Raw genomic sequence first — 19618 nt, 5'->3', positions numbered from 1 at the left:
TCATTGCCCGGTGCAGAGGCAATGTTTTCCTTGCAGGCAGAGGCTCCGCCATCCAGGCCATCCTTTCCGAAACTCATTGCAACCCGTTGATTTTTCAATGTTTTTCGCGAAAATTCCGCTGGCATTCCGGGCTCCCGTCCCCATATCCAACACATAGCCTGGTCAGTCTCCGACATGCCCGGGCCGGGTCCCGCAATTTCCTTTTTGCCAGCAACGATGACCACATCCGACTTGAACACCGACCTGTACCAGCTCACCACCCGCGTGCACCGCCATATCGGGTTCCAGAAGATCCGCATGGGCGCAATGCTCTGCGTTCTCGAGGATACCGGCGACTGGCGCGGCCGCGCCGCCGCGCAGACCTTCCGCGGCTTCCTGCTCGAGGAAGGCATCCACCCGCAGGCCGCGCGCCAGTACATGAAGGTGGCGCGCCGGTTCATCCTCGAACTGGAAATTTCGAAGGACGACCTCCTGACGATCAGCCGTGCCAGCATGCGAGTCCTATGCGCCGCCGCCGAAGTTGCCAGCGAGGAAAACCTTGCCGAACTCATCGACCTCATCGCCACGCTGCCGCGCCCCGAGGCGATGGAAGAGATCAAGGTGCGCTATGGCTACGATGACCGCGCCCGCCCGCAGGTGCCCGAGATCAGCCGGCCGGTCGGCAAGATCCTGTCCGACATGGGCGAGCTGACGCACCTGCAGCGGGCCGAGCTTTTCTCGAGGCTGGGCCTGGGGACAGCCGGCGTGCCGGCTTCGCACGCGCTGGACTGAAGGGGACCGGGCAGCATGCCGGCGCCGCGCGGAATCAGCCCTCGTGGCGATAGCTGCCCGCCGGCTTCGGCGCGCCGCCGGGAAGCAGGGAGGCCTGGATACGCTCGCCGAGATCGGCAAGCTTGAACGGCTTGCTCATGACGTGCAGGCGCGCATCGTCGTCCGGCGACCGGGGCAGCTCTTCCATGTAGCCCGTGGCGAGCAGGACCGGCAGCGCGGGGATGCGCTGGCGCAGTCGGTCGACGAGCTGGAAGCCGTTCATCCCCCCGGGCATGATGACGTCGGTGAACAGCAGGTCGATGTCGCCATAGCGCTCCACCAGCGTCAACGCTTCCTCTCCGCTGGCGGCGGTGATCACGCGGTATCCCCGCGCCGACAGGAACGATTCGACCAGCTCGCGGATATCCTGGCTGTCGTCGACCACGAGGATGGTCCTGGGGTTGACGACGGCATCGGGACTCCATTTCGCGCCGCCCCGGTCGCCCTGCCTTCTCGCGGCATCGGCGTTCGCGGTGCGCGCCACGCGCTCCGTCGCGGGAAAGATCATGCGGATGGTCGTTCCCTTCACGGGCTTGCTTTCGATCTCGAGCCGCCCCTGCGACTGGCGCACGAAGCCATAAACCATCGCGAGGCCGAGCCCGGTGCCCGGGCCCTTCGTGGTAAAGAAAGGCTCGGTGGCGCGCGCCGCGACCTCGGGCGTCATGCCGCTTCCCTCGTCGATCACGCAGATGACCACATACGTCCCCGGCGGCAATTCATGCGCGTCGACCCTTTCCTGTTCGTCGAGGATGGACGTGCCGATGGTGACCTTGCCGCCATCAGGCATGGCGTCGCGGGCATTGATCAGCACGTTCAGCAGCGCCATCTCGAAGTGGATGGGATCGAGCGTGCAATGAGGCACGTTCGGCTTCAGGTCGAGCGACAGGTCCACCTTGTCGCCGAGCGTGCGCACCAGCATGTCGCTGAATTCGACCACCACGGAATTGAGGTTGACGCGCTTCGGCTCGAGCCGCTGCTTGCGGGCGAAGGTCAGCAGCTGGGTCGTCAGCCGCGAGGCTTTCTGCACGGCGGCGCTGGCGCGGGAGATGGCTTCGGAAGGATCGTCGCCGGCCGCGACCTGGGCCGTCGCCAGCTCGTGATTGCCCGACACGATCTGCAGCAGGTTGTTGAAATCGTGCGCCAGGCCGGCGGTCAGCTGGCCGATGGCTTCCATCTTCTGCGCCTGCAAATAGGCCTGCTCGGAAAAGCGCCGCCGGGTAATGTCGAGCTGGGAGGCGAAGTAGTAGAGCAACCTGCCTTCCCTGTCGAACACCGGGCCGATGAACAGCGCGTTCCAGAAGGGCGTGCCGTCGGCCTTGTAGTTGAGGATGTCGACCGCGACCGCCTTGTGTTCGGCAAGCGCCGTGCGGACTTCGCGGACGGTGCCAGGATCGGTGTCCTTGCCTTGCAGGAAGCGGCAGTTGCGGCCGATGATCTGGTCTTCGGGGTATTCCGTCAGGTCAAGGAAGGCCTTGTTGGCAAAGACGATGGGATTGTCCGGCTGGTTGGGGTCGGTCACGACCATCGGCATGCGCGTCATCTCGACCGCCGCGAAGAAGATATTGCCCCGGTCTTCCAGTCCGGGCTCGGTGATGAAGCTCGATTGCCAGTGATGGAAGCCGGGATTGCCCTGGGGGGAAAAGCTGTTGCCTTCCACCTCTCCCGATGCCGGGATCCCGGCGCTCTGGTTGCCTCCCTCCACGTCCAAAGGCTTGCCATTCCTGCTTTCTTTTCCGCTGCCAATCGCCATCAGTTTTTCCGCGTGTTGCGAACCCTGCCGCAGAACTGAGCGCGTCGGGTTTCCATTTGAAGATTGCCCCATCCGGCTCGGGCCACGAACCAATGACAATGATTTGTCTCCTTTTGCTCCGTCAAAAGCGTGAAAGCTTCTGAAAAACCATGTATAAACATTTGTTTCATACCGCACGGCAATTTCCAGGCGCGCTACGGCTTCGTGCAGCGCGCCCGCTTTCCCTCGTGACATCTCGCCATGGACAAGATTTCCCGGCTGATCGGGAGGCACGCATTCCGGTCACACGTGTTTTTCAACGCGCGCTTCTGCGGTTCGAACCGTTTTGTCAACGACGGAAAGACAGGGCATTTGCACATCGTCCGCTCCGGCGCCATCGTGCTTTCCCATGCGGAGTCGGCCGACCTTCGGGTGGATGGGCCGGCGCTGATTTTCTATCCGCGCGGGCTGAGCCACGCGCTCGATGCCATCGGCGAGGCGCAACTCCTGTGCGCGGAAGTCTTTTTCGAGGGCGGCAACCATAACCTGATGGCGCGTGCCTTGCCGGAAGTGATCTGCCTGCCGCTGGGTCAAGCACCCACGCTGGCACGCAGCATCGAAATGTTGTTCGAGGAAGCGGAGACGCCGGAGACAGGGCAGGACATGATCCTCGACCGTTTGTGCGACGTGCTGATCGTGCAGCTGATCCGGCATGATATGCAGCACCGGAACATGCCATCCGGCACGCTGGTGGGCTTGCTTGACGGACGATTATCGAAGGCTCTCGCTGCCATCCATGAACATCCGCGCCAACCCTGGCCCATCGAAGCGCTGGCCCGTACCGCTGGCATGTCACGCAGCAAGTTCGCGGATTATTTCCATGAAGTCATCGGCATCCCGCCGGGCGAGTACGTGACAGAGTGGCGCCTGTCGCTGGCCAAGGACTTCCTGCGCAGGGGCGTGCCGGTGAAGGATGTCTGCCAGCGCGTTGGATACGCCAGCCAGCCGGCCTTCACCCGCATGTTCACGGAACGGATGGGCCTGTCTCCGCGCGCGTGGCTGCAGCAGGCCGGCGAAGACGCACTCGCCGAAGGGTGAGCCTGACGGGGATGCCGCAGGAAGCGGTGATGCCCGCCATCCCCGGTCTCTCAGGCCAGCGCCGCCTCGAGCACGCGCGCGACGTGGACGGCTTCGCGCTGCGCGCCATCGGCAATCTGGTGGCGGCAGCTCGTGCCGTCGGCCACGATCAGCGCGTTCGTGCCGGCTTCGCGGACGGCTGGCAGCAGGGACTGTTCCGCCATCTTCATCGACACATCGTAATGCTTCGCCTCATAGCCGAAGCTTCCCGCCATGCCGCAGCAGCTGCTTTCGATCAGCTTGACCTGCAGGCCGGGAATGAGGCCGAGCACCACCTGCACCGGCTTCACCGCGTCGAAGGCCTTCTGGTGGCAATGGCCGTGCAGCAGCGCGGTCGATTGCGGCAAGGCCTTGAGCGCGAGCTTCAGCTTGCCGGCCCTGGCTTCGCGCGCCAGGAATTCCTCGAAAAGTAGTGCGGATTCCGACAGTGCCCTGGCCTCTTCGCCGAAGCCGTAGGCGAGGAATTCATCGCGCATCGTCAGCAGGCAGGAAGGTTCGAGCCCGACTACCGGCACGCCGCGCCGGACGAAGGGCAGTAAGGCATCGAGGGTGCGGCGTGCCTCCTGCTTCGCCTCGTCGACCTGGCCCGCCGCAAGATAGGTGCGGCCGCAGCACAGCGGACGCGACTCCCCCGCCGCCCGCGCCAGGTGCACGCGGTAACCCGCCGCCTCCAGCACGCGCAGCGCGGCATGCGCGTTTTCGGCTTCGAAGTAATTGTTGAAGGTATCGGCGAACAAGACTACCTCGCCTGCCTCGGCCACGCCTCGGGTTGGCTGCGCGGCCTTGGCGCGTGACAAGAAGGTGTCGGTGCGCCATTGGGGAAGCTTGCGCCTGGCGCTGAAGCCCAGCCATTTTTCAGTCAGGCCGGCGACGCCGGGGATCGCATCGCGCAGGTTGAACAGCGGCGCGAGACGCGAGGCCAGCGGCGCGTAGCGCGGCAGCCCGGCCACCAGCCTGTCCTTGAGTCGCATGCCGTGCTTGCGCCGGTAGTGGTACAGGAATTCCGTCTTCATGCGCGCCATGTCGATGCCGGTCGGGCAGTCGCGCTTGCATCCCTTGCAGCCGACGCACAGGTCCATGGTGTCGTACAGGGCATCGGAGGTGAAGGCATCGGGGCCGAGCTGGCCGGAGACCGCGAGGCGCAGCGAGTTGGCGCGACCCCGGGTCAGGTGCTGCTCGTCCTTGGTGACGCGGTAGCTCGGGCACATCGTGCCGCCGTCGAACTTGCGGCAATGACCATTGTTGTTGCACATCTCGATCGCCTTGGCGAAGCCGCCGGTGGCATCGCCGCCGGTGCCGGGCGCGCTGACCTGCTCGGTTACGGGATCGGCCTTCACGTTCCATGCCGACCAGTCGAGCGCAGTCTTCAATGGAAGCTCGGCATAGCCCGGCTTGAAGCGGTAGAGGGAGGCATCGTCCATTTTGGTGGCGCGCACGATCTTGCCGGGATTCATGAGTCCCTGCGGATCGAAGGCATCCTTGATCTCGCGGAAGGCATTCATCATGCGTTCGCCGAACTGCCAGTCCACCCATTCGCTGCGCACGAGGCCGTCGCCATGTTCTCCGGAGAAGGCGCCCTTGTACTTGCGCACGAGCGCACCGGCCTCTTCCGCAATGGCGCGCATCTTGGCGCTGCCGTCGCGGCGCATGTCGAGGATGGGCCGCACGTGCAGCGTGCCGACGGACGCATGGGCGTACCAGGTGCCGCGGGTGCCATGCCTGGCGAAGACTTCGGTGAGGCGGTCGGTGTACTCGGCGAGGTGCTCCAGCGGCACCGCGCAGTCTTCGATGAAGGAAACGGGCTTGCCGTCGCCCTTCAGGCTCATCATGATGTTCAGCCCGGCCTTGCGGACTTCCCACAATTCCTTCTGTTCCTTTTCGTCGGGCATTTCGACCACCGTGCCCGGCAGGCCGAGGTCGCCCATGAGCGCGACCAGGTCCTTCAGCTTGCGCACCTGCTCCGCCTTGTCTTCGCCGGCGAACTCCACCAGCAAGATGGCGTCCGGCGAACCGATCAAGGCCTTCTCGATCGTCTGGCGAAACGCCGGGTTGCCGCGCGCGAGTTCGATCATGGTGCGGTCCACCAGTTCGACAGCGACCGGCCGCAGCCTGACGATGTGCCGCGTGCTGTCCATCGCCTTGTTGAAGTTCGTGAAGTTGACGATGCCGAGCGCCTTGGACTTGGGCAGCGGCGCCAGCTTCAGCGTCACCTGGCGCGAATAGGCGAGCGTGCCTTCGGAGCCGACCAGCAGGTGGGCGAGGTTGACGCTGCCGTCGGCGGTGTACGGCCGCTCCGATTGCGGATGGAATACGTCGAGGTTGTAGCCGCCGACCCGGCGCAGCACGCGCGGGTAGCGTGCCGCGATTTCCTCATGTTCCCGTCCGGCGATGGCAGCGATGGTGTCGATGAGTCCGCGCATGCGTCCCGACGCGCCGGCGCGCATCGCGTCGAGAGATTCGAAGCGGGCGCCGGTGCCATCGGACAGCCAGGCATCGATGGCGAGGACGTTGTGCACCATGTTGCCGTAGTGGAGGCTGCGCGAACCGCATGAGTTGTTGCCTGCCATGCCGCCGATCGTGCACTGCGCCGCGGTCGATACATCCACCGGGAACCACAGGCCATTGGGCTTGAGCCAGGCGTTCAGGTGGTCGAGCACGATGCCGGGCTGCACGGTGACGGTCATCGCTTCCTTGTCGAAGTCGACGACCTTCTTGAGGTACTTGCTGTTGTCGATCACCAGCGCAGCGCCCACCGTCTGGCCGCACTGGCTGGTGCCTGCGCCGCGCGGCAGCACCGGCACGCGCGCGTCGCGCGCGATGGCCATCGCCGTGGCGACATCGTCTTCAGTGCGGGGCACGAATACGCCGACCGGTTCGATCTGGTAGATCGATGCATCGGTCGAATAGCGCCCGCGCGACAGGCGGTCGAACAAGACTTCGCCCGCGGTCTCCTTCGCCAGCCTCGCCGCCAGCTGCTGGTTGTCCAGCCGCGATTGCACGTCGGCGGAAAGCAGGACGTTGGAAGGGACCGAAGCGTTCATCTTGAAGTTCTCCTAAGGGGAATCAGGCGGGGCCGCCCGCAGGGTTTCCTGCGCCTCGCGCATCACGGCGATGACGGCGTCGCGCTTGTTGTGCAGATGCTGCTGCAGCACCTCGCGCAGGGCCCGCGCGTCGCGCCTTTCCAGTGCCTCCAGCATCGCGCCGTGTTCCTTGACGGCGGCGTCCCACTTGTCCTGGTTGAAGTTGGACCGGAAGCGCAGGCTCTGGATGCGCGAATTCATCTGCAGGTAGGTATCCGTCAGCACGGGATTGCGCGCGGCGGCATTGATGCGATCGTGGATCGCGTGGTTGAGCTTGTAGTAGGACGGCAGGTCGCGCCGGGTATGGGCGGCCAGCATCTCGAAATGCAGGGCCTTGATTTCCGCGATTTCCCCGTCGGTGGCGCGCGCGCAGGCAAGTTCGCCCGACAAGGCCTCCAGCGCCGCCATGACCTCGAAGGTCTGCTCGATCTCGACGATGGACATCTGCGCCACCACCGCGCCCCGGTTGGGCTGCAGCACGATCAGGCCCTCCACCGCGAGCGTCTTGAACGCCTCGCGCAAGGGCGTGCGCGACACGTTCAGCTGCTCGCAAAGCATTCGCTCGTTGAGCCGGGTGCCGGCGGCAAGCGTGCCTTCCACGATCATGTCCCGCAGGCGGGAAGTCACCGCGGCCGACAGGCCCTGGCGGTCGATCTTGGGAATGGGCGAGGAGGAGTTAACTGGGCTGTCCATGATTTCGTATATTGTATACCAAAGTTTTAGATTGACTCAACCGGGCAGAACACAGGCCGGCAACATGCAGCCTTGCCGCAATGCCATTCTAAGGGCGAAATTCGGCGTGAAATCCGCGCGAAACTGCCGAATTTCCATTTCCGGGACTGCAAATACTTGACATGACGATGGTTTGGTATATTGTATGCAAAATGCTTTTTCTTCCCGTCCACCCAACTACCTGCCCGAACATGGTAAAACTCAACTCCCATCCCGCCGGCCGCCACTTTCTGCAGATCCCGGGTCCGTCCACCGTTCCCGATCGCATCCTGCGCGCCATGGATTATCCGACGATTGACCATCGCGGACCAGAATTCCAGGCGCTCGGCAAAAAGGTACTCGCCGACATCAAGACGATTTTCCAGACCGCGAACCCGGTCGTGATCTATCCGGCATCCGGCACCGGCGCCTGGGAAGCCGCGCTCGTCAACACCTTGTCGCCCGGCGACACCGTATTGATGGTCGAGACCGGCCACTTCGCCACCCTATGGAAGAAGATGGCGGACAAGCTGGGCCTGAACGCGGAATTCCTCGGCGGCGACTGGCGACGCGGCGCGGATGCCGCCCAGATCGAGGCGCGCCTGGCGGAAGACAAGGAACACAAGATCAAGGCGGTGTGCGTGGTGCACAACGAAACCTCGACTGGCGTCACCTCCGACATCCCCGCGGTCCGGCGCGCGATCGACAAGGCGAACCACCCCGCCCTGCTGCTGGTCGACACCATTTCCTCGCTCGGCTCGATTGATTACCGCCATGACGAATGGGGCGTGGATGTCACCGTCAGCGGTTCGCAGAAAGGCTTGATGCTGCCGCCCGGCCTGTCGTTCAACGCCGTGTCCGACAAGGCGATCGCGGCATCCCAGCGGGCCGGCCTGTCCAAGGCGTACTGGGGCTGGGGCGAGATCCTGGAAGCGAACAAGAACGGCTTCTGGCCTTACACCCCGGCGACCAACCTGCTCTACGGTCTGTCCGAAGCCTGCGACATGCTGGCGGAAGAAGGATTGCAGAACGTCTTCGCCCGCCACCAGCGCCATGCCGCCGCCACGCGCGAGGCGGTGAAAGCCTGGGGCATGGAGATCCTTTGCCAGAACCCGGCCGAGTACAGCGGCGTGCTGACCGCGGTGGTCATGCCCAGGGATGCCTCCGGCCAGCACTACAACGCCGACGCCTTCCGCAAGGCGGTGCTCGAGAACTTCAACATGTCGCTCGGCCAGGGCCTGACCAAGCTGTCCGGCTGGGTATTCCGCATCGGCCATCTCGGCGACTTCAACGACCTGACCCTGATGGGCACGCTGGCCGGCGTGGAAATGGGATTCGAAGTGGCCGGCGTACCGCACCAGAAAGGCGGCGTGCTGGCGGCAATGAAACACTTGACGGCAACCGCAGGCAACAACGAAAAGCTCGCCAAGGCTGCCTGAAGAGGGCCGGCAAGCATATCTTTCCATTGAGGAGACAACGTGAAACTCACTCGCGCGACCACGCACGTGCTAATCCTGCTGTGCGTCATGTATTTCATCACCTATGTTGACCGCGTCAACGTCAGCACCGCCGCGGCGGACTTCGGCAAGGAATTCGGCCTGAGCAAGACCCAGCTCGGATTCGTCTTCTCGGCGTTCGCCTATCCCTACCTCGTGTTCCAGATCATCGGCGGCTGGCTGGGCGACAAGTATGGTCCGCGCAAGACGCTGACCGTCTGCGCCATCATCTGGGCCGGCTCGACCATCCTGACCGGCCTGGTCGGCGGCTTCGCCTCGCTGATCGTCGCCCGCATGCTGCTCGGCCTCGGCGAAGGCGCGACCTTCCCGACCGCGACGCGCGCCATGGCCAACTGGACCTCGCCCGACAAGCGCGGCTTTGCGCAAGGCATCACCCACGCGTTCGCCCGCGTCGGCAATGCCGTCACTCCGCCGCTGGTCGTGGCCCTGATCGCCTCCACCAGCTGGCGCGGGTCCTTCGTCGTCCTCGGATGTGTGAGCCTGGTCTGGGTGGCATGGTGGGCATGGGCATTCCGCGACAACCCGGCGGACCATCCGAACATCACGAAGGAAGAGCTGGCCAAGCTGCCTGAATACGGCCATTTCAAGGACCGTCCCAAGGTGCCATGGATGCCGCTGTTCAAGCGCATGATGCCCGTGACGATCACCTACTTCTGCTACGGCTGGATTTTGTGGCTGTTCCTGAGCTGGATTCCGCAGTACTTCCTGCACAGCTACAACCTGGACCTCAAGAAGTCGGCGATCTTTTCCGCAGGCGTCTTCTTCGCCGGCGTGATCGGCGATGCGCTCGGCGGCATCGTGTCCGACCACCTGCTGAAGAAGACCGGCAGCCTCAACACCGCCCGCCGCAACCTCGTGGTGATCTGCATGCTGCTGACCCTGGCCTCGCTGGTTCCGCTGATGTTCGTGCACGACCTGGTGATCTCGGCGATCTGCCTGAGCCTCGGCTTCTTCTTTATCGAATTCACCATCGGCCCGATGTGGTCCATCCCGATGGACATCGCGCCTAAATTCTCGGGCACCGCGAGCGGCATGATGAATACCGGTTCCGCGCTGGCCGCGATCCTCAGCCCGGTGGTCGGCGGACTGCTGATCGACAAGACCGGCAACTGGGAGCTGCCCTTCATCGTATCGATGGCGCTGATGGTGCTCGGCTCTATCGTCGCCTTCGCCATGCGTCCGGACAAGAAGTTCGATGAAACGCTGCATGCACCCCTGCAGCCCCGGCCGGCTTCGGCCTGATGATGGAATGGCGCCCGGGATGCTTAGGCATCCCGGGCGCCAAGCTGCGCATTCGACTAACAACATCATCCCCGCTTGCTTCTATCATCCCCGCGCAGGCGGGGATCCCATTGCGCGCTTCTCCGGACGACCGAAACGGGATTCCCGCCTTCGCGGGAATGACAAAGGCGACGATAACGACTCTCTTCCCACCAATGACTTTCACCAGGACCTCCCAATGAGCACCGGCCGCGTTCATCTGACCATCCAGGACAACGTTGCTTCCATCCTGATCGACCGCCCCGAGGCGCGCAACGCGATGACCTGGGCGATGTACGAGGAAATGGGCCGCATCTGCAACGAACTCGCCGGCCGCGCCGACATCCGTGTCGTTACCTTCCGGGGGGCGGGCGGCGAAGCCTTCGTCGCCGGCACCGACATCGAGCAGTTCCAGTCCTTCCAGAGCGGCGAGGACGGCATTGCCTATGAGAAGGTCATCGATGAAAGGATAGGCCAGATCGAACGCCTGCCCATGCCGACCGTCGCCATCATCGACGGCTGGGCGATCGGCGGCGGACTGGCGATCAGCGCCGCCTGCGACTTCCGCATCGCCACGCCGAAGTCTTCCTTCGGCCTGCCGATCGCCCGCACGCTGGGCAACTGCCTGTCCATGGCCAACACCGCGCGCGTGGTCGCGGCGCTGGGCGTGGCGCGCGCCAAGCGCATGCTCCTGATGGCGGACATGATTTCCGCGCAGGAGGCTGCCCAATCGGGCTTCGTTACCGTCCTCGCCGAACAGGATGAACTCGACGCCAAGGTGCAGGAAATATGCAAGCACCTTTCCAGGCTCGCGCCGGTCACGCTCAAGGTATCCAAGGAAGCCATACGGCGTGTCGTTGCCGAATCCGTGCCGGAGGGCGACGACCTCGTGCGCCTGTGTTACGGCAGCCGCGACTTCAAGATCGGCGTGACCTCCTTCCTCGAAAAGAAACGGCCGGAATGGACCGGCTCCTGAATCACGCATTCCGATATTCCGACCGACAGACAATGACAACTCCGCAGAAAGAACCCCACCCCGGCCCGCTGGCCGGCATGCGCGTGCTCGAGCTTGCGCAGATCATGGCAGGCCCGACCTGCGGCATGATGCTCGCCGACATGGGCGCCGACGTCATCAAGGTGGAAAAGCTGCCCGGCGGCGACGACTCGCGCGGCTACCGCGAGCCGCGCGTCAACGGCGTATCCGCGCCCTTCATGATCCTCAACCGCAACAAGCGCGGCATCGCGCTCAACCTCAAGCATGCGAGCGGACGCGACATCCTGCTGCGCATGGTGAAGAACGCGGACGTGCTGACCGAAAACTACCGGCGCGGCACCCTGGAGAAGCTCGGCCTCGGCTATGAGGTTCTCAAGGAAGTCAACCCGGGCCTGATCTATTGTTCGGTGTCCGGCTACGGCCGGGACGGCCCCTACGCCGACAAGGGCGGTTTCGACCTCATCGCGCAAGGCTTTTCCGGCCTGATGTCGATCACCGGCGAACCCGGCGGTCCGCCGGTCAAGACCGGCAACTCGATCGCAGACATCAATGCCGGCATTCTCGCGGTGGTCGGCATCCTGGCCGCCTACGCGCACAAGCTCAAGACCGGAAAAGGCCAGGTCGTCGACACCTCGCTGATGGAAGCCGCGATCCAGCAGACCTACTGGCACGCGGCGATCTATTTCGCCACCGGCCAGTCGGTGGGACCGACCGGATCGGCGCACCTCCTGACCGCGCCCTACCAGGCCTTCGAGGCGAGCGACGGCTGGATCAACATCGGCGGCGCCAACCAGGCGAACTGGGAACGCATCGCCGAAGTGCTGGGACATCCGGAGTGGCGCGAGGATCCGCGCTTCAAGGACAACAGCATGCGCATGCAGAACCTGCAGGCGCTCACCGGCGACATGGCCGCGGTGCTGCGCACGCGCACGCGCGACGAGTGGATCGCCGCCTTCGACGCGGCCGGCGTGCCGGTGGGGCCGGTCAATACCATCGGCGAAGCGCTCAGCCATCCGCAGACACTCGCCCGCAACATGGTGGTGGACCTCGAGCATCCCCAGGCGGGCGCGACCAAGGCGCTGGGCTGCCCGGTGCATTTTTCCGACACGCCGACCCGCATCACCCGCCATGCGCCGATGCTCGGCGAACATTCGCGCGAACTGCTCAGGGAATACGATTTCAGCGACGCCGAGATCGACAGGTTCGTCGCCGAAGGCGTGATCGAAGAGGTATAGAATCATCACTGAACCGGGCCGTCCCCTGGCCCGGTCCATCCGATGTCTTCATCCCGATTCGTCAACGAAAGGAATCAGCATGCGTCAATCCAAGGTTGTCATCAGCTTTTCCATCGCCGGCGCCTTCCTCGCCGGGGTCGTGGCCTCTCCCCTGTTATCCCATGTCCTGCCGGGCGCGCATGCCGAGGGCGCACCGCTCGCGCCGGCAATGATCGACCTGATGGCGCTGAAGCATGACGATCTTGCACGCACGCCGAATCCCGAGATGAACAACCGCCCGCTCGTCACCACCGACAACGCCACCATCGCGGTGCAATCGGGGAACGTGGCCAAGCATATCCATCCGAAGACGGACGAGATCCAGTACATCATCGAAGGCAGCGGCGCCATGTGGCTCGGCGGCGAGCGGAAGGAATTCAAGCCGGGCACCCTGATCATCATTCCGAAGGGCACGGCGCATGCCGGCACGATCGTCAGCAACGGGCCGGTGAAGGCGCTGGCGATCAAGATTCCGCTGCAGCCCAAGGATGATGTGGTATTTGTGCAGTAGAAGAGATCATTTCCTTCGTTCGCGGCAGCGCCGGTCGTTTGCGATTGCGCTTGCATCTGCACCTGTCATTCGTCTGCACTTGCGTCTGTCATTCCCGCGAAGGCGGGAATCCCATTTTGGTTGTCCGGAGAAACGCGAGATGGGATTCCCGCCTTCGCGGGAATGACAGAGGTGGGCGGGAATGGCGGAGATGCGCGGGAAGGACGGCACCCTCCCTTCACCGACTCATCCCCCGCGCCGCAACCGGCCATACCGCTTCCACCACCCCGTCGCGGAACCCGATCAATTCATCGTACAGATTCAAGGTCGGATCGCAGTGCCCGGGAACGAGCATCAGCATGTCCGCCAATTCAGGCGCGGCCGTGCCCGCATCGACCGAGACGATGCCATGCTCATCGTTCGCCTGCAAGTAAACCAGTCCTTCCCTGCCAAATACCCGGGGCAGGCCGCTGTCCACCGCGACCGACTTCAATCCGGCATCCACGACCACGCGCCCTGGACGCGCGCGGCTCATCACGCCGGCGGCGATGAACAGGCTGTGCTCGAACCTGAGCGCCCCGGACCAGTCGTTGCTCCCGTAGTCCGCATCCATGAAGACGTAAGATCCCGGCTGCACCTCGGTGTACACGCCGCTGTGCAGGTCGAATTCCGCGCTGCCGGTGCCGCCTCCCGTCACGATGGGACAAGCCTGGCCGGCATGCTCGATGGCGAGGACGAAGACGGCCGCGCGTTCCGCGGCGCGCGCCGCCCCGTCGCGCCGGGCGGCATGGCTGCGCTCGTGCTGCACCCCGCCCTGGTAAGCCTGCAGGCCGGCGAACGCCAGCCTGTCGCAGCCCGAGATGGCATCGAGCAGGCGCAGGCAGGCGTCGGCGTCCGCGACGCCGCAGCGGCCCTGCCCGACGTCGGCCTCGATCAGCACCTGCAGTCGCGCATCCGCCTGCACGAGCGCGTCCTGCAGCCAGGCTACCTGGACCGCATCATCGACGCAGACGCTGATGCTGGCCTGCCGCGCAAGGCGGCGAGCAGCGCCGCCTTGCGCGGACTGCCGATTTCATTGCTGATGTGGATGTCATCGACGCCCGCCTTGATGAAGGGAATGGCTTCGCTGACTTTCTGGCAGCAGATGCCGACCGCACCGCGCGCGACCTGCTGCATGGCGATCGCGGGACACTTGTGCGCCTTGGCATGGGGACGCAGGTGGCGCCCGGCGGATTGCGCCGCCTTCTGCATGAGGTCGAGGTTGTGCTCGAAGGCGTCGAGGTCGAGCAGCAGCGCCGGCGTGTCGACGCTGTCGAGTCGCTGACCTGGCGTGGCCGCGGGCGGCAATAGTTGATCGTTCATCTTGATTCCGGATGGGTGTGGTCAGCGCCGATTCTACTCCGCGCGGCGCGCTCTGCCGCGCGGCGCCTGGCCGGGTCCGGACGGTCCCGGCAATTTTTGACTCAGATCAAATACACGGCAGGGGCCGGCTCAGTAAGCTGTGATTCATCGATGCAAGACATCCGCTTGCGTCCTGACACAACCATCGGGAGGCTTACATGACATACAAGACCGTGCTGGTCCACGTCGACAATTCACCTGCTGCCGAGATGCGCATCCGCCTGGCGGCCACGATCGCCGCGCAGCAGCATGCCCACCTGGCAGGCTGCGCAGCCACCGGCATCACCCGCATGAGCGACGACGCCGGCGCCATCGGCTATCTGGACGCAACCGCCAGCCAGTACCTGTCGCAGGCCGGCGTCGCGCTGCGCGCGCGCGCGGAGCAAGCGCTGGAATCCTTCGACCGGATCGTGCGCAATGCCGACGTCCGCAGCCACGAAGCGACGCTGTTCAACGATGACGCGGCGTCGGCCATCAGCTTGCGGGCGCGCTACAGCGACCTGGCGGTGATCTCCCAGTTCGACCCGGAAAACAACGCGGGCGCCCTGCAGCCGGACTTTCCCGAATACGTGGTGCTCAACTCCGGCCGCCCCACCCTGATCGTTCCCTTCGCGGGCCGGTTCGAGACCGTCGGCCGCCGTCCCCTGATCGCCTGGGATGCCGGCACCGCCGCCACCCGCGCCTTGGGCGACGCCCTGCCCTTGCTGAAGTCGGCGAAGGTCGTCGACGTGGCGGTCTTCAATCCGGAGAAGTCGGGCAGCAAGCATGGCGCCCAGGCCGGCGACGACATCGCGCTTTACCTGGCGCGCCATGACATCCAGGTAGAGGTGCGCCGGGTGTCGACGCCAGTGGATACCGGAAACGCCCTGCTGTCTCTCGCGGCCGATCTGGGTTCGGACATGATCGTGATGGGGTGCTATGGACATTCGCGCTTCCGCGAGATCCTGCTCGGCGGGGTGACGCGGACCGTGCTGGAGACGATGACGGTGCCGGTTTTGATGTCGCATTAGGCGGGACGCGCGGTTCTTCCGCGCGCCTTGACGACTCAGCCCCCCTGCCGGAAAAACACCCGGTACGCCGACGGCGTCGTGCGGAACGCCGTCTTGAAATGCTGCCGCAGCGAGATCGCCGTGCCGAACCCTGCTTCCGCGGCCACGACATCGATCGACGCATCGCTGTTCTCCAGCATGCGCTGCGCATGCCCCAGCCGCTGGGCGAGCAGCCACTGCTTGAACGACATGCCGGTCGCCTGCCTGAAGTGGCGCGTGAAGTTGCGCCGGCTCATGGCCGCGCGCCGGGCGAGCGCATCGATGCTGTGTTCCTCCGCGAGGCGGCCGTTGACCCAATCCAGCACCAGGGAAAACCGGTTGTCGCTGTGCGAGGCGGGAACGGGCCGCTCGATGAACTGGGCCTGTCCTCCCTGCCGGTGCGGGGCAACGACGAGCCGCCTGGCAACGCGGTTGGCCGTCTCGGCTCCGCACAGCTCCCGCAACAGGTGCAGGCAGCAATCCAGTCCCGCCGCAACGCCGGCCGAGGTCAGCACATCCGGGTCGGCGATGTATAAGACGTCCCGGTCCACCTTCACCTTAGGAAAGCGCGTGGCCAGCAGCCCGGCCGCCGCCCAGTGCGTCGTTGCCGGCTTGCCGTCGAGCAGGCCGGCCTCGGCCAGGGGAAAGGCGCCGAGGCACAAGCCGACCATGCGCGCGCCGCGCGCGTGCGCGGCGCGCAAGGCGTCGAGCAGAATCGGCGACGCCTTGCGGCAGTCATCGTGCCAAGTGGGCATCATCACGATGTCCGCGCCGGCCAGGGCAGACAGGTCGGCGTCGATGGCGATGCCGAAGCCGGCGGAAGTCCGTATCGGTGACGGGTCCATGGAACAGGCGAAGACGTCGAAGAGGGGCTTGCCCTCGGGGTCGTTCAGCTTGCCGAAGACCAGCGATGGCACGGACAGGTGAAAAGGCGTGATGCCGTCGAAGGCGACGACGGCAATCCGCGTGGGTCCGGGGCGGGTGCTTGAGGATGGGGATGGCATGGCCCGATTGTAGCGGAAGATGGCCTTCGGGCCACTGCCGTCAGGCGGCGAACCGGCCGACAATGGCGGCCATCGGGGAGAGATTTCCCTGCCGACCCACCCACCTCCAGGAGAAAGCCATGTCGTCATCACCCAGGCGCGCACTGCTCGTCATCGATGTGCAAAACGAATATTTCACCGGCAGCCTCAGGATCGAGCATCCGCCCGTGTCGGTATCGCTGCCCAACATCGGGCGGGCCATGGACGCGGCATCCGCCGCCGGCATCCCGGTGATCGTGGTCCAGCACGACCTGCCCGAGACCGCGCCGGTTTTTGCCAGGGGATCGCGCAACTGGCAGCTCCATGAGGAAGTGGCGCGGCGTCCCGCCGACCACCATGTCATGAAATCGATGGCCAGCGCCTTCACCGGGACCGACCTGGCGGCGTGGCTGTCCTCGCACGGCATCGATACCCTCGCCATCGCCGGCTACATGACGCACAACTGCGACGCGGCGACGATCTTCCATGCGTCCCATGCGGGCCTGAAGGTGGAACTCCTGCAGGATGCCACCGGCTCGCTGCCCTACGAGAACGCGGCCGGCAAGGCGAGCGCGGAGGAAATCCACCGGGTGTTCTGCACGGTGTTCCATTCCAACTTCGCGGCGGTCGCGTCCACGGAAAACTGGATTGCCGCCGCGCGGGAAGGACAGGCTCTGGGGCAGGATAACGTCTATCTGTCCAACCAGCGGGCGACGGCGTCAAAGGCGGCGCAGGCCGCCTGACCCGGCATGATGTCGCGGCCTTTCCTTCAGGCGGCCGATCCCGCGTTGCGCCGCTCGAGGCAGGCCGCGATCGAGGTGTAAACCGTTTCCAGGCTGACCGGCTTGAGGAGGTGGTCGTCGAGCCCGGCTTCCTTGCTGTGGCTCAGGTCGCTGGCCTGTCCATAACCCGAAACGGTAATGAGCACCGCGCCGGCGGTCTGCGGATCGGCGCGCAGCCGGCGCGCGACTTCCCAGCCGTCGATCCTGGGCAATCCGACATCGAGCAGGACCACGCGCGGCAGGAATGCGCGCGCGACGGCAAGCGCCTGCTCGCCGTCCCTGGCCTGCGCCACCCGGTGGCCGTCCGCTTCCAAAAGCATGGACAGCATGGCAATGGCGTCGGGATTGTCGTCGACCACGAGGATGGTGGTCGGCGCCACCACGGGCCGCGCCGGCAGGCCTACCGCCATGCCGCGCATGGCCTGGCGCCGTTCGGTGCGCGGCAGGCAGACGGTAAAGCAGGACCCGGTCCCCGGCCCGGCGCTTTTTGCGTGGACCCGGCCGCCATGGAGTTCGACCAGGCGCTTGACCAGCGCCAGCCCCAGGCCGAGGCCGCCTCGCGAGCGATCCAGCGTCGTCGTGCCTTGCGAAAACAGGTCGAAGATGCGCGGGAGGAGTTCCGGGTCGATCCCCGGGCCATCGTCGGACACTTCGATCTCGACCCAATGCTTGTCCTCGCCCGTGGCGCGGGCGCGCACCTGGATATGCCCGCCGGGCTGGGTGTATTTCGAGGCGTTGTTGAGAAGGTTGGCGATGATCTGGGTCAGCCTTGCCTGGTCCGCGGTGAGGTCGACGTCCTGCGCCACGTCCACTTCAAGCGCCTGGTCGCGTTCGCGCAGGAGCGGGCGAACGCTTTCGATCGCGGAGAATACAGGCAGGGCGACGAGGATGTTTTCCTTGCGCAGCTCGATGCGGCCCTGGGTGACGCGCGATACTTCCAGCAGGTCGTCGACCAGGCGCGCCATGTGCTCGGTCTGGCGGCGGATGATCTGCAGGGCGGCATGATGCCGTTCGACCTGCCCGCCGCCGATTTCCATCAGATCGACCGCGTAGACGATCGGCGCGAGCGGGTTTCGGAGTTCATGCCCGAGCATGGCGAGGAATTCATTGCGCCGGCGGTCTGTGTCGAGGAGGGATTGCTCGGTCTCCTTTCGCTCCGTGATGTCGACGTTGATACCGACGATGCGCGACGGGTGTCCGGCATGGTCGCGCAATACCCGGCCGCGGCTCATCAGCCAGCGCACGTGGCCTTCGGCGGTCACGATGCGCATCTCGGCATCGAAGTCGGTGCCGTCGCGCAGCGACTTGGCCAGTGCCACGTCCACGCCGACCCGGTCCTCGGGATGGATCATTTCCATGAGCGTCTCGCTGCGGGCGCGTCCGTCGGCGGAGGCGGGCAAGCCGAGAAGGTCGAAAAGCTGCCCGCTCCAGTGGGTCTCGCCGGTCAGGGGCGCATATTCCCACACGCCCATGCGGCCTGCGGACAAGGCCATGTCGAGGCTGGCCTGTGCACGGGCCAGCTGCTCCGAACGCTCGCGCAAGGCCGCTTCGGCTTCCTTGCGGGCGGTGATGTCCAGCGATGCGCCGACGAGGCCGATGACCTTGCCCTCGCCATCGCGGAACGGCGCCTTGGTGGACAGCCACACCGCCCGGCGGCCATCGGGAAAATCCACCTGCTCTTCGATGAATTCCACAGCGCCGCTTTCCATGATGCGCCGGTCGGTGGCCATGACCGCGGCAGCCTGTTCCTTGTTGTCGAGGAATTCCATGTCGGTCTTGCCGAGATAGGATTCGGGCGGCATGCCCACGAGCTCGGTGACGCCGTGGTTGGCCACGAGCAGCCGGCCTTCGCGGTCCTTGGCATAGACCACGCCGGGCACCGCGTCGACGAAGGCGCGCAGCAGCTGCATGGCGCGGTCGCGCTCGGCTTCCACCGCGCGGCGGCGGCCGATGTCGAGCAGCACGCCGGGGAAGCGCACCGGCGTGCCATCAGGCGCATGGTCCACCCGGCCGTTAGCCTCGATCCAGCGGTAGACGCCGTCCCTGCTGCGCACGCGGTATTCGCGGCTATAGGGACCGCCGCGGCGGATGCCTTCCTCGATGGCGATACGCAAGCCGGGCAGGTCGTCCGGATGAACCGTCGCGATGACCTCTTCCATCTGCAGTCCGGTGCGGCCGAGCGCCGGATCGATGCCGAAGCTCTCGGCAAAACATTCGTCGACCGTGATGAGCCCCGTGACGAGGTCCCAGTCCCAGGTGCCCGCGATCGCGCCGGCCTCGAGCGCGAGCTGCACCTTTTGCGCGGCAACGAGCGCCTCGCTGGTTCGCGGGTCGAGCGAAGCGTCATCGGTGTTCTTGATGTCCATGGAGAAAGTCCTGATCG

Annotated in this window: 14 protein-coding genes and 1 pseudogene; 9 read left to right on the top strand and 6 right to left on the bottom strand. The window is 65.2% G+C overall.

What is annotated here, in order from left to right; genetic code table 11:
• The first annotated feature begins 216 nt into the window (after positions 1–216).
• On the top strand, positions 217–771 hold the full coding sequence (locus tag G3574_RS18585) for a hypothetical protein (protein WP_163966479.1): 555 nt from the start codon (positions 217–219) through the stop codon (positions 769–771).
• Between the two features lie 34 nt (positions 772–805).
• Here G3574_RS18585 and G3574_RS18580 read toward each other — a convergent pair whose 3' ends face one another.
• Entirely contained in the window at positions 806–2560 is a 1755-nt protein-coding gene (locus tag G3574_RS18580) for a histidine kinase famiy protein (protein ID WP_163966477.1), read from the bottom strand.
• A gap of 240 nt (positions 2561–2800) precedes the next feature.
• On the opposite strand from G3574_RS18580, the gene G3574_RS18575 reads away from it, so the two are divergent.
• Positions 2801–3637 (top strand): AraC family transcriptional regulator, encoded by an 837-nt coding sequence (locus G3574_RS18575; RefSeq protein WP_163966474.1) that lies wholly within the window; start codon positions 2801–2803, stop codon positions 3635–3637.
• A gap of 50 nt (positions 3638–3687) precedes the next feature.
• On the opposite strand, the gene G3574_RS18570 is transcribed toward G3574_RS18575, so the two are convergent.
• Both G3574_RS18570 and G3574_RS18565 read right to left on the bottom strand, forming a co-directional pair.
• On the bottom strand, positions 3688–6717 hold the full coding sequence (locus tag G3574_RS18570; protein WP_163966471.1) for an FAD-binding and (Fe-S)-binding domain-containing protein: 3030 nt from the start codon (positions 6715–6717) through the stop codon (positions 3688–3690).
• A 12-nt stretch (positions 6718–6729) separates the two neighbouring features.
• Positions 6730–7449 (bottom strand): GntR family transcriptional regulator, encoded by a 720-nt coding sequence (locus G3574_RS18565; protein ID WP_163966468.1) that lies wholly within the window; start codon positions 7447–7449, stop codon positions 6730–6732.
• A 230-nt stretch (positions 7450–7679) separates the two neighbouring features.
• On the opposite strand from G3574_RS18565, the gene G3574_RS18560 reads away from it, so the two are divergent.
• The 5 genes from G3574_RS18560 to G3574_RS18540 all read left to right on the top strand — a co-directional run bounded on the left by G3574_RS18560 (position 7680) and on the right by G3574_RS18540 (position 13023).
• A complete protein-coding gene (locus G3574_RS18560; RefSeq protein ID WP_163966466.1) occupies positions 7680–8906 on the top strand; it encodes a pyridoxal-phosphate-dependent aminotransferase family protein in 1227 nt (408 codons plus the stop codon).
• Between the two features lie 39 nt (positions 8907–8945).
• Positions 8946–10226, top strand: coding sequence for an MFS transporter (locus G3574_RS18555; protein ID WP_328804810.1), 1281 nt, complete (start codon positions 8946–8948; stop codon positions 10224–10226).
• A 217-nt stretch (positions 10227–10443) separates the two neighbouring features.
• Positions 10444–11220 carry an enoyl-CoA hydratase/isomerase family protein gene (locus G3574_RS18550; RefSeq protein ID WP_163966463.1) on the top strand — a complete coding sequence of 259 codons (777 nt, stop codon included), beginning with the start codon at positions 10444–10446 and terminating at the stop codon, positions 11218–11220.
• Positions 11221–11252: 32 nt separating this feature from the next.
• The gene (locus G3574_RS18545; protein WP_235953510.1) at positions 11253–12473 is read left to right on the top strand and encodes a CaiB/BaiF CoA transferase family protein; all 1221 of its coding nucleotides are present in this window, start codon (positions 11253–11255) and stop codon (positions 12471–12473) included.
• 79 nt (positions 12474–12552) lie between these two features.
• Complete coding sequence (locus tag G3574_RS18540) at positions 12553–13023, top strand: cupin domain-containing protein (RefSeq protein WP_163966460.1); 471 nt, start codon at positions 12553–12555, stop codon at positions 13021–13023.
• Between the two features lie 217 nt (positions 13024–13240).
• Here G3574_RS18540 and G3574_RS18535 read toward each other — a convergent pair.
• Positions 13241–14364, bottom strand: a pseudogene (locus G3574_RS18535) (DSD1 family PLP-dependent enzyme).
• A 197-nt stretch (positions 14365–14561) separates the two neighbouring features.
• On the opposite strand from G3574_RS18535, the gene G3574_RS18530 reads away from it, so the two are divergent.
• A complete protein-coding gene (locus tag G3574_RS18530) occupies positions 14562–15413 on the top strand; it encodes a universal stress protein (RefSeq protein WP_163966457.1) in 852 nt (283 codons plus the stop codon).
• Between the two features lie 35 nt (positions 15414–15448).
• Here G3574_RS18530 and G3574_RS18525 read toward each other — a convergent pair whose 3' ends face one another.
• Entirely contained in the window at positions 15449–16435 is a 987-nt protein-coding gene (locus G3574_RS18525; protein ID WP_163966455.1) for a GlxA family transcriptional regulator, read from the bottom strand.
• A 119-nt stretch (positions 16436–16554) separates the two neighbouring features.
• Between G3574_RS18525 and G3574_RS18520 the strand changes: the two genes are divergently transcribed.
• Entirely contained in the window at positions 16555–17196 is a 642-nt protein-coding gene (locus G3574_RS18520) for a cysteine hydrolase family protein (RefSeq protein ID WP_163966453.1), read from the top strand.
• A gap of 26 nt (positions 17197–17222) precedes the next feature.
• On the opposite strand, the gene G3574_RS18515 is transcribed toward G3574_RS18520, so the two are convergent.
• Positions 17223–19601 carry a hybrid sensor histidine kinase/response regulator gene (locus G3574_RS18515; protein ID WP_163966450.1) on the bottom strand — a complete coding sequence of 793 codons (2379 nt, stop codon included), beginning with the start codon at positions 19599–19601 and terminating at the stop codon, positions 17223–17225.
• Positions 19602–19618: the final 17 nt, after the last annotated feature.

It is taken from the genome of Noviherbaspirillum galbum (genome assembly GCF_010974945.1).
Taxonomy (GTDB): Bacteria; Pseudomonadota; Gammaproteobacteria; order Burkholderiales; family Burkholderiaceae_D; genus Noviherbaspirillum; species Noviherbaspirillum galbum.
The sequence above is the reverse complement of the archived record's forward strand: the minus strand, read 5'-3'. Positions and strand labels throughout refer to the sequence as shown.

What these genes read in the sequence shown, in the direction of transcription:
- G3574_RS18585 (WP_163966479.1), top strand. Translation starts at nt 217, where the DNA reads ATGACCACATCCGACTTGAACACCGACCTGTACCAGCTCACCACCCGC.
- G3574_RS18580 (WP_163966477.1), bottom strand. Translation starts at nt 2,560, where the DNA reads ATGGCGATTGGCAGCGGAAAAGAAAGCAGGAATGGCAAGCCTTTGGAC.
- G3574_RS18575 (WP_163966474.1), top strand. Translation starts at nt 2,801, where the DNA reads ATGGACAAGATTTCCCGGCTGATCGGGAGGCACGCATTCCGGTCACAC.
- G3574_RS18570 (WP_163966471.1), bottom strand. Translation starts at nt 6,717, where the DNA reads ATGAACGCTTCGGTCCCTTCCAACGTCCTGCTTTCCGCCGACGTGCAA.
- G3574_RS18565 (WP_163966468.1), bottom strand. Translation starts at nt 7,449, where the DNA reads ATGGACAGCCCAGTTAACTCCTCCTCGCCCATTCCCAAGATCGACCGC.
- G3574_RS18560 (WP_163966466.1), top strand. Translation starts at nt 7,680, where the DNA reads ATGGTAAAACTCAACTCCCATCCCGCCGGCCGCCACTTTCTGCAGATC.
- G3574_RS18550 (WP_163966463.1), top strand. Translation starts at nt 10,444, where the DNA reads ATGAGCACCGGCCGCGTTCATCTGACCATCCAGGACAACGTTGCTTCC.
- G3574_RS18545 (WP_235953510.1), top strand. Translation starts at nt 11,253, where the DNA reads ATGACAACTCCGCAGAAAGAACCCCACCCCGGCCCGCTGGCCGGCATG.
- G3574_RS18540 (WP_163966460.1), top strand. Translation starts at nt 12,553, where the DNA reads ATGCGTCAATCCAAGGTTGTCATCAGCTTTTCCATCGCCGGCGCCTTC.
- G3574_RS18530 (WP_163966457.1), top strand. Translation starts at nt 14,562, where the DNA reads ATGACATACAAGACCGTGCTGGTCCACGTCGACAATTCACCTGCTGCC.
- G3574_RS18525 (WP_163966455.1), bottom strand. Translation starts at nt 16,435, where the DNA reads ATGCCATCCCCATCCTCAAGCACCCGCCCCGGACCCACGCGGATTGCC.
- G3574_RS18520 (WP_163966453.1), top strand. Translation starts at nt 16,555, where the DNA reads ATGTCGTCATCACCCAGGCGCGCACTGCTCGTCATCGATGTGCAAAAC.
- G3574_RS18515 (WP_163966450.1), bottom strand. Translation starts at nt 19,601, where the DNA reads ATGGACATCAAGAACACCGATGACGCTTCGCTCGACCCGCGAACCAGC.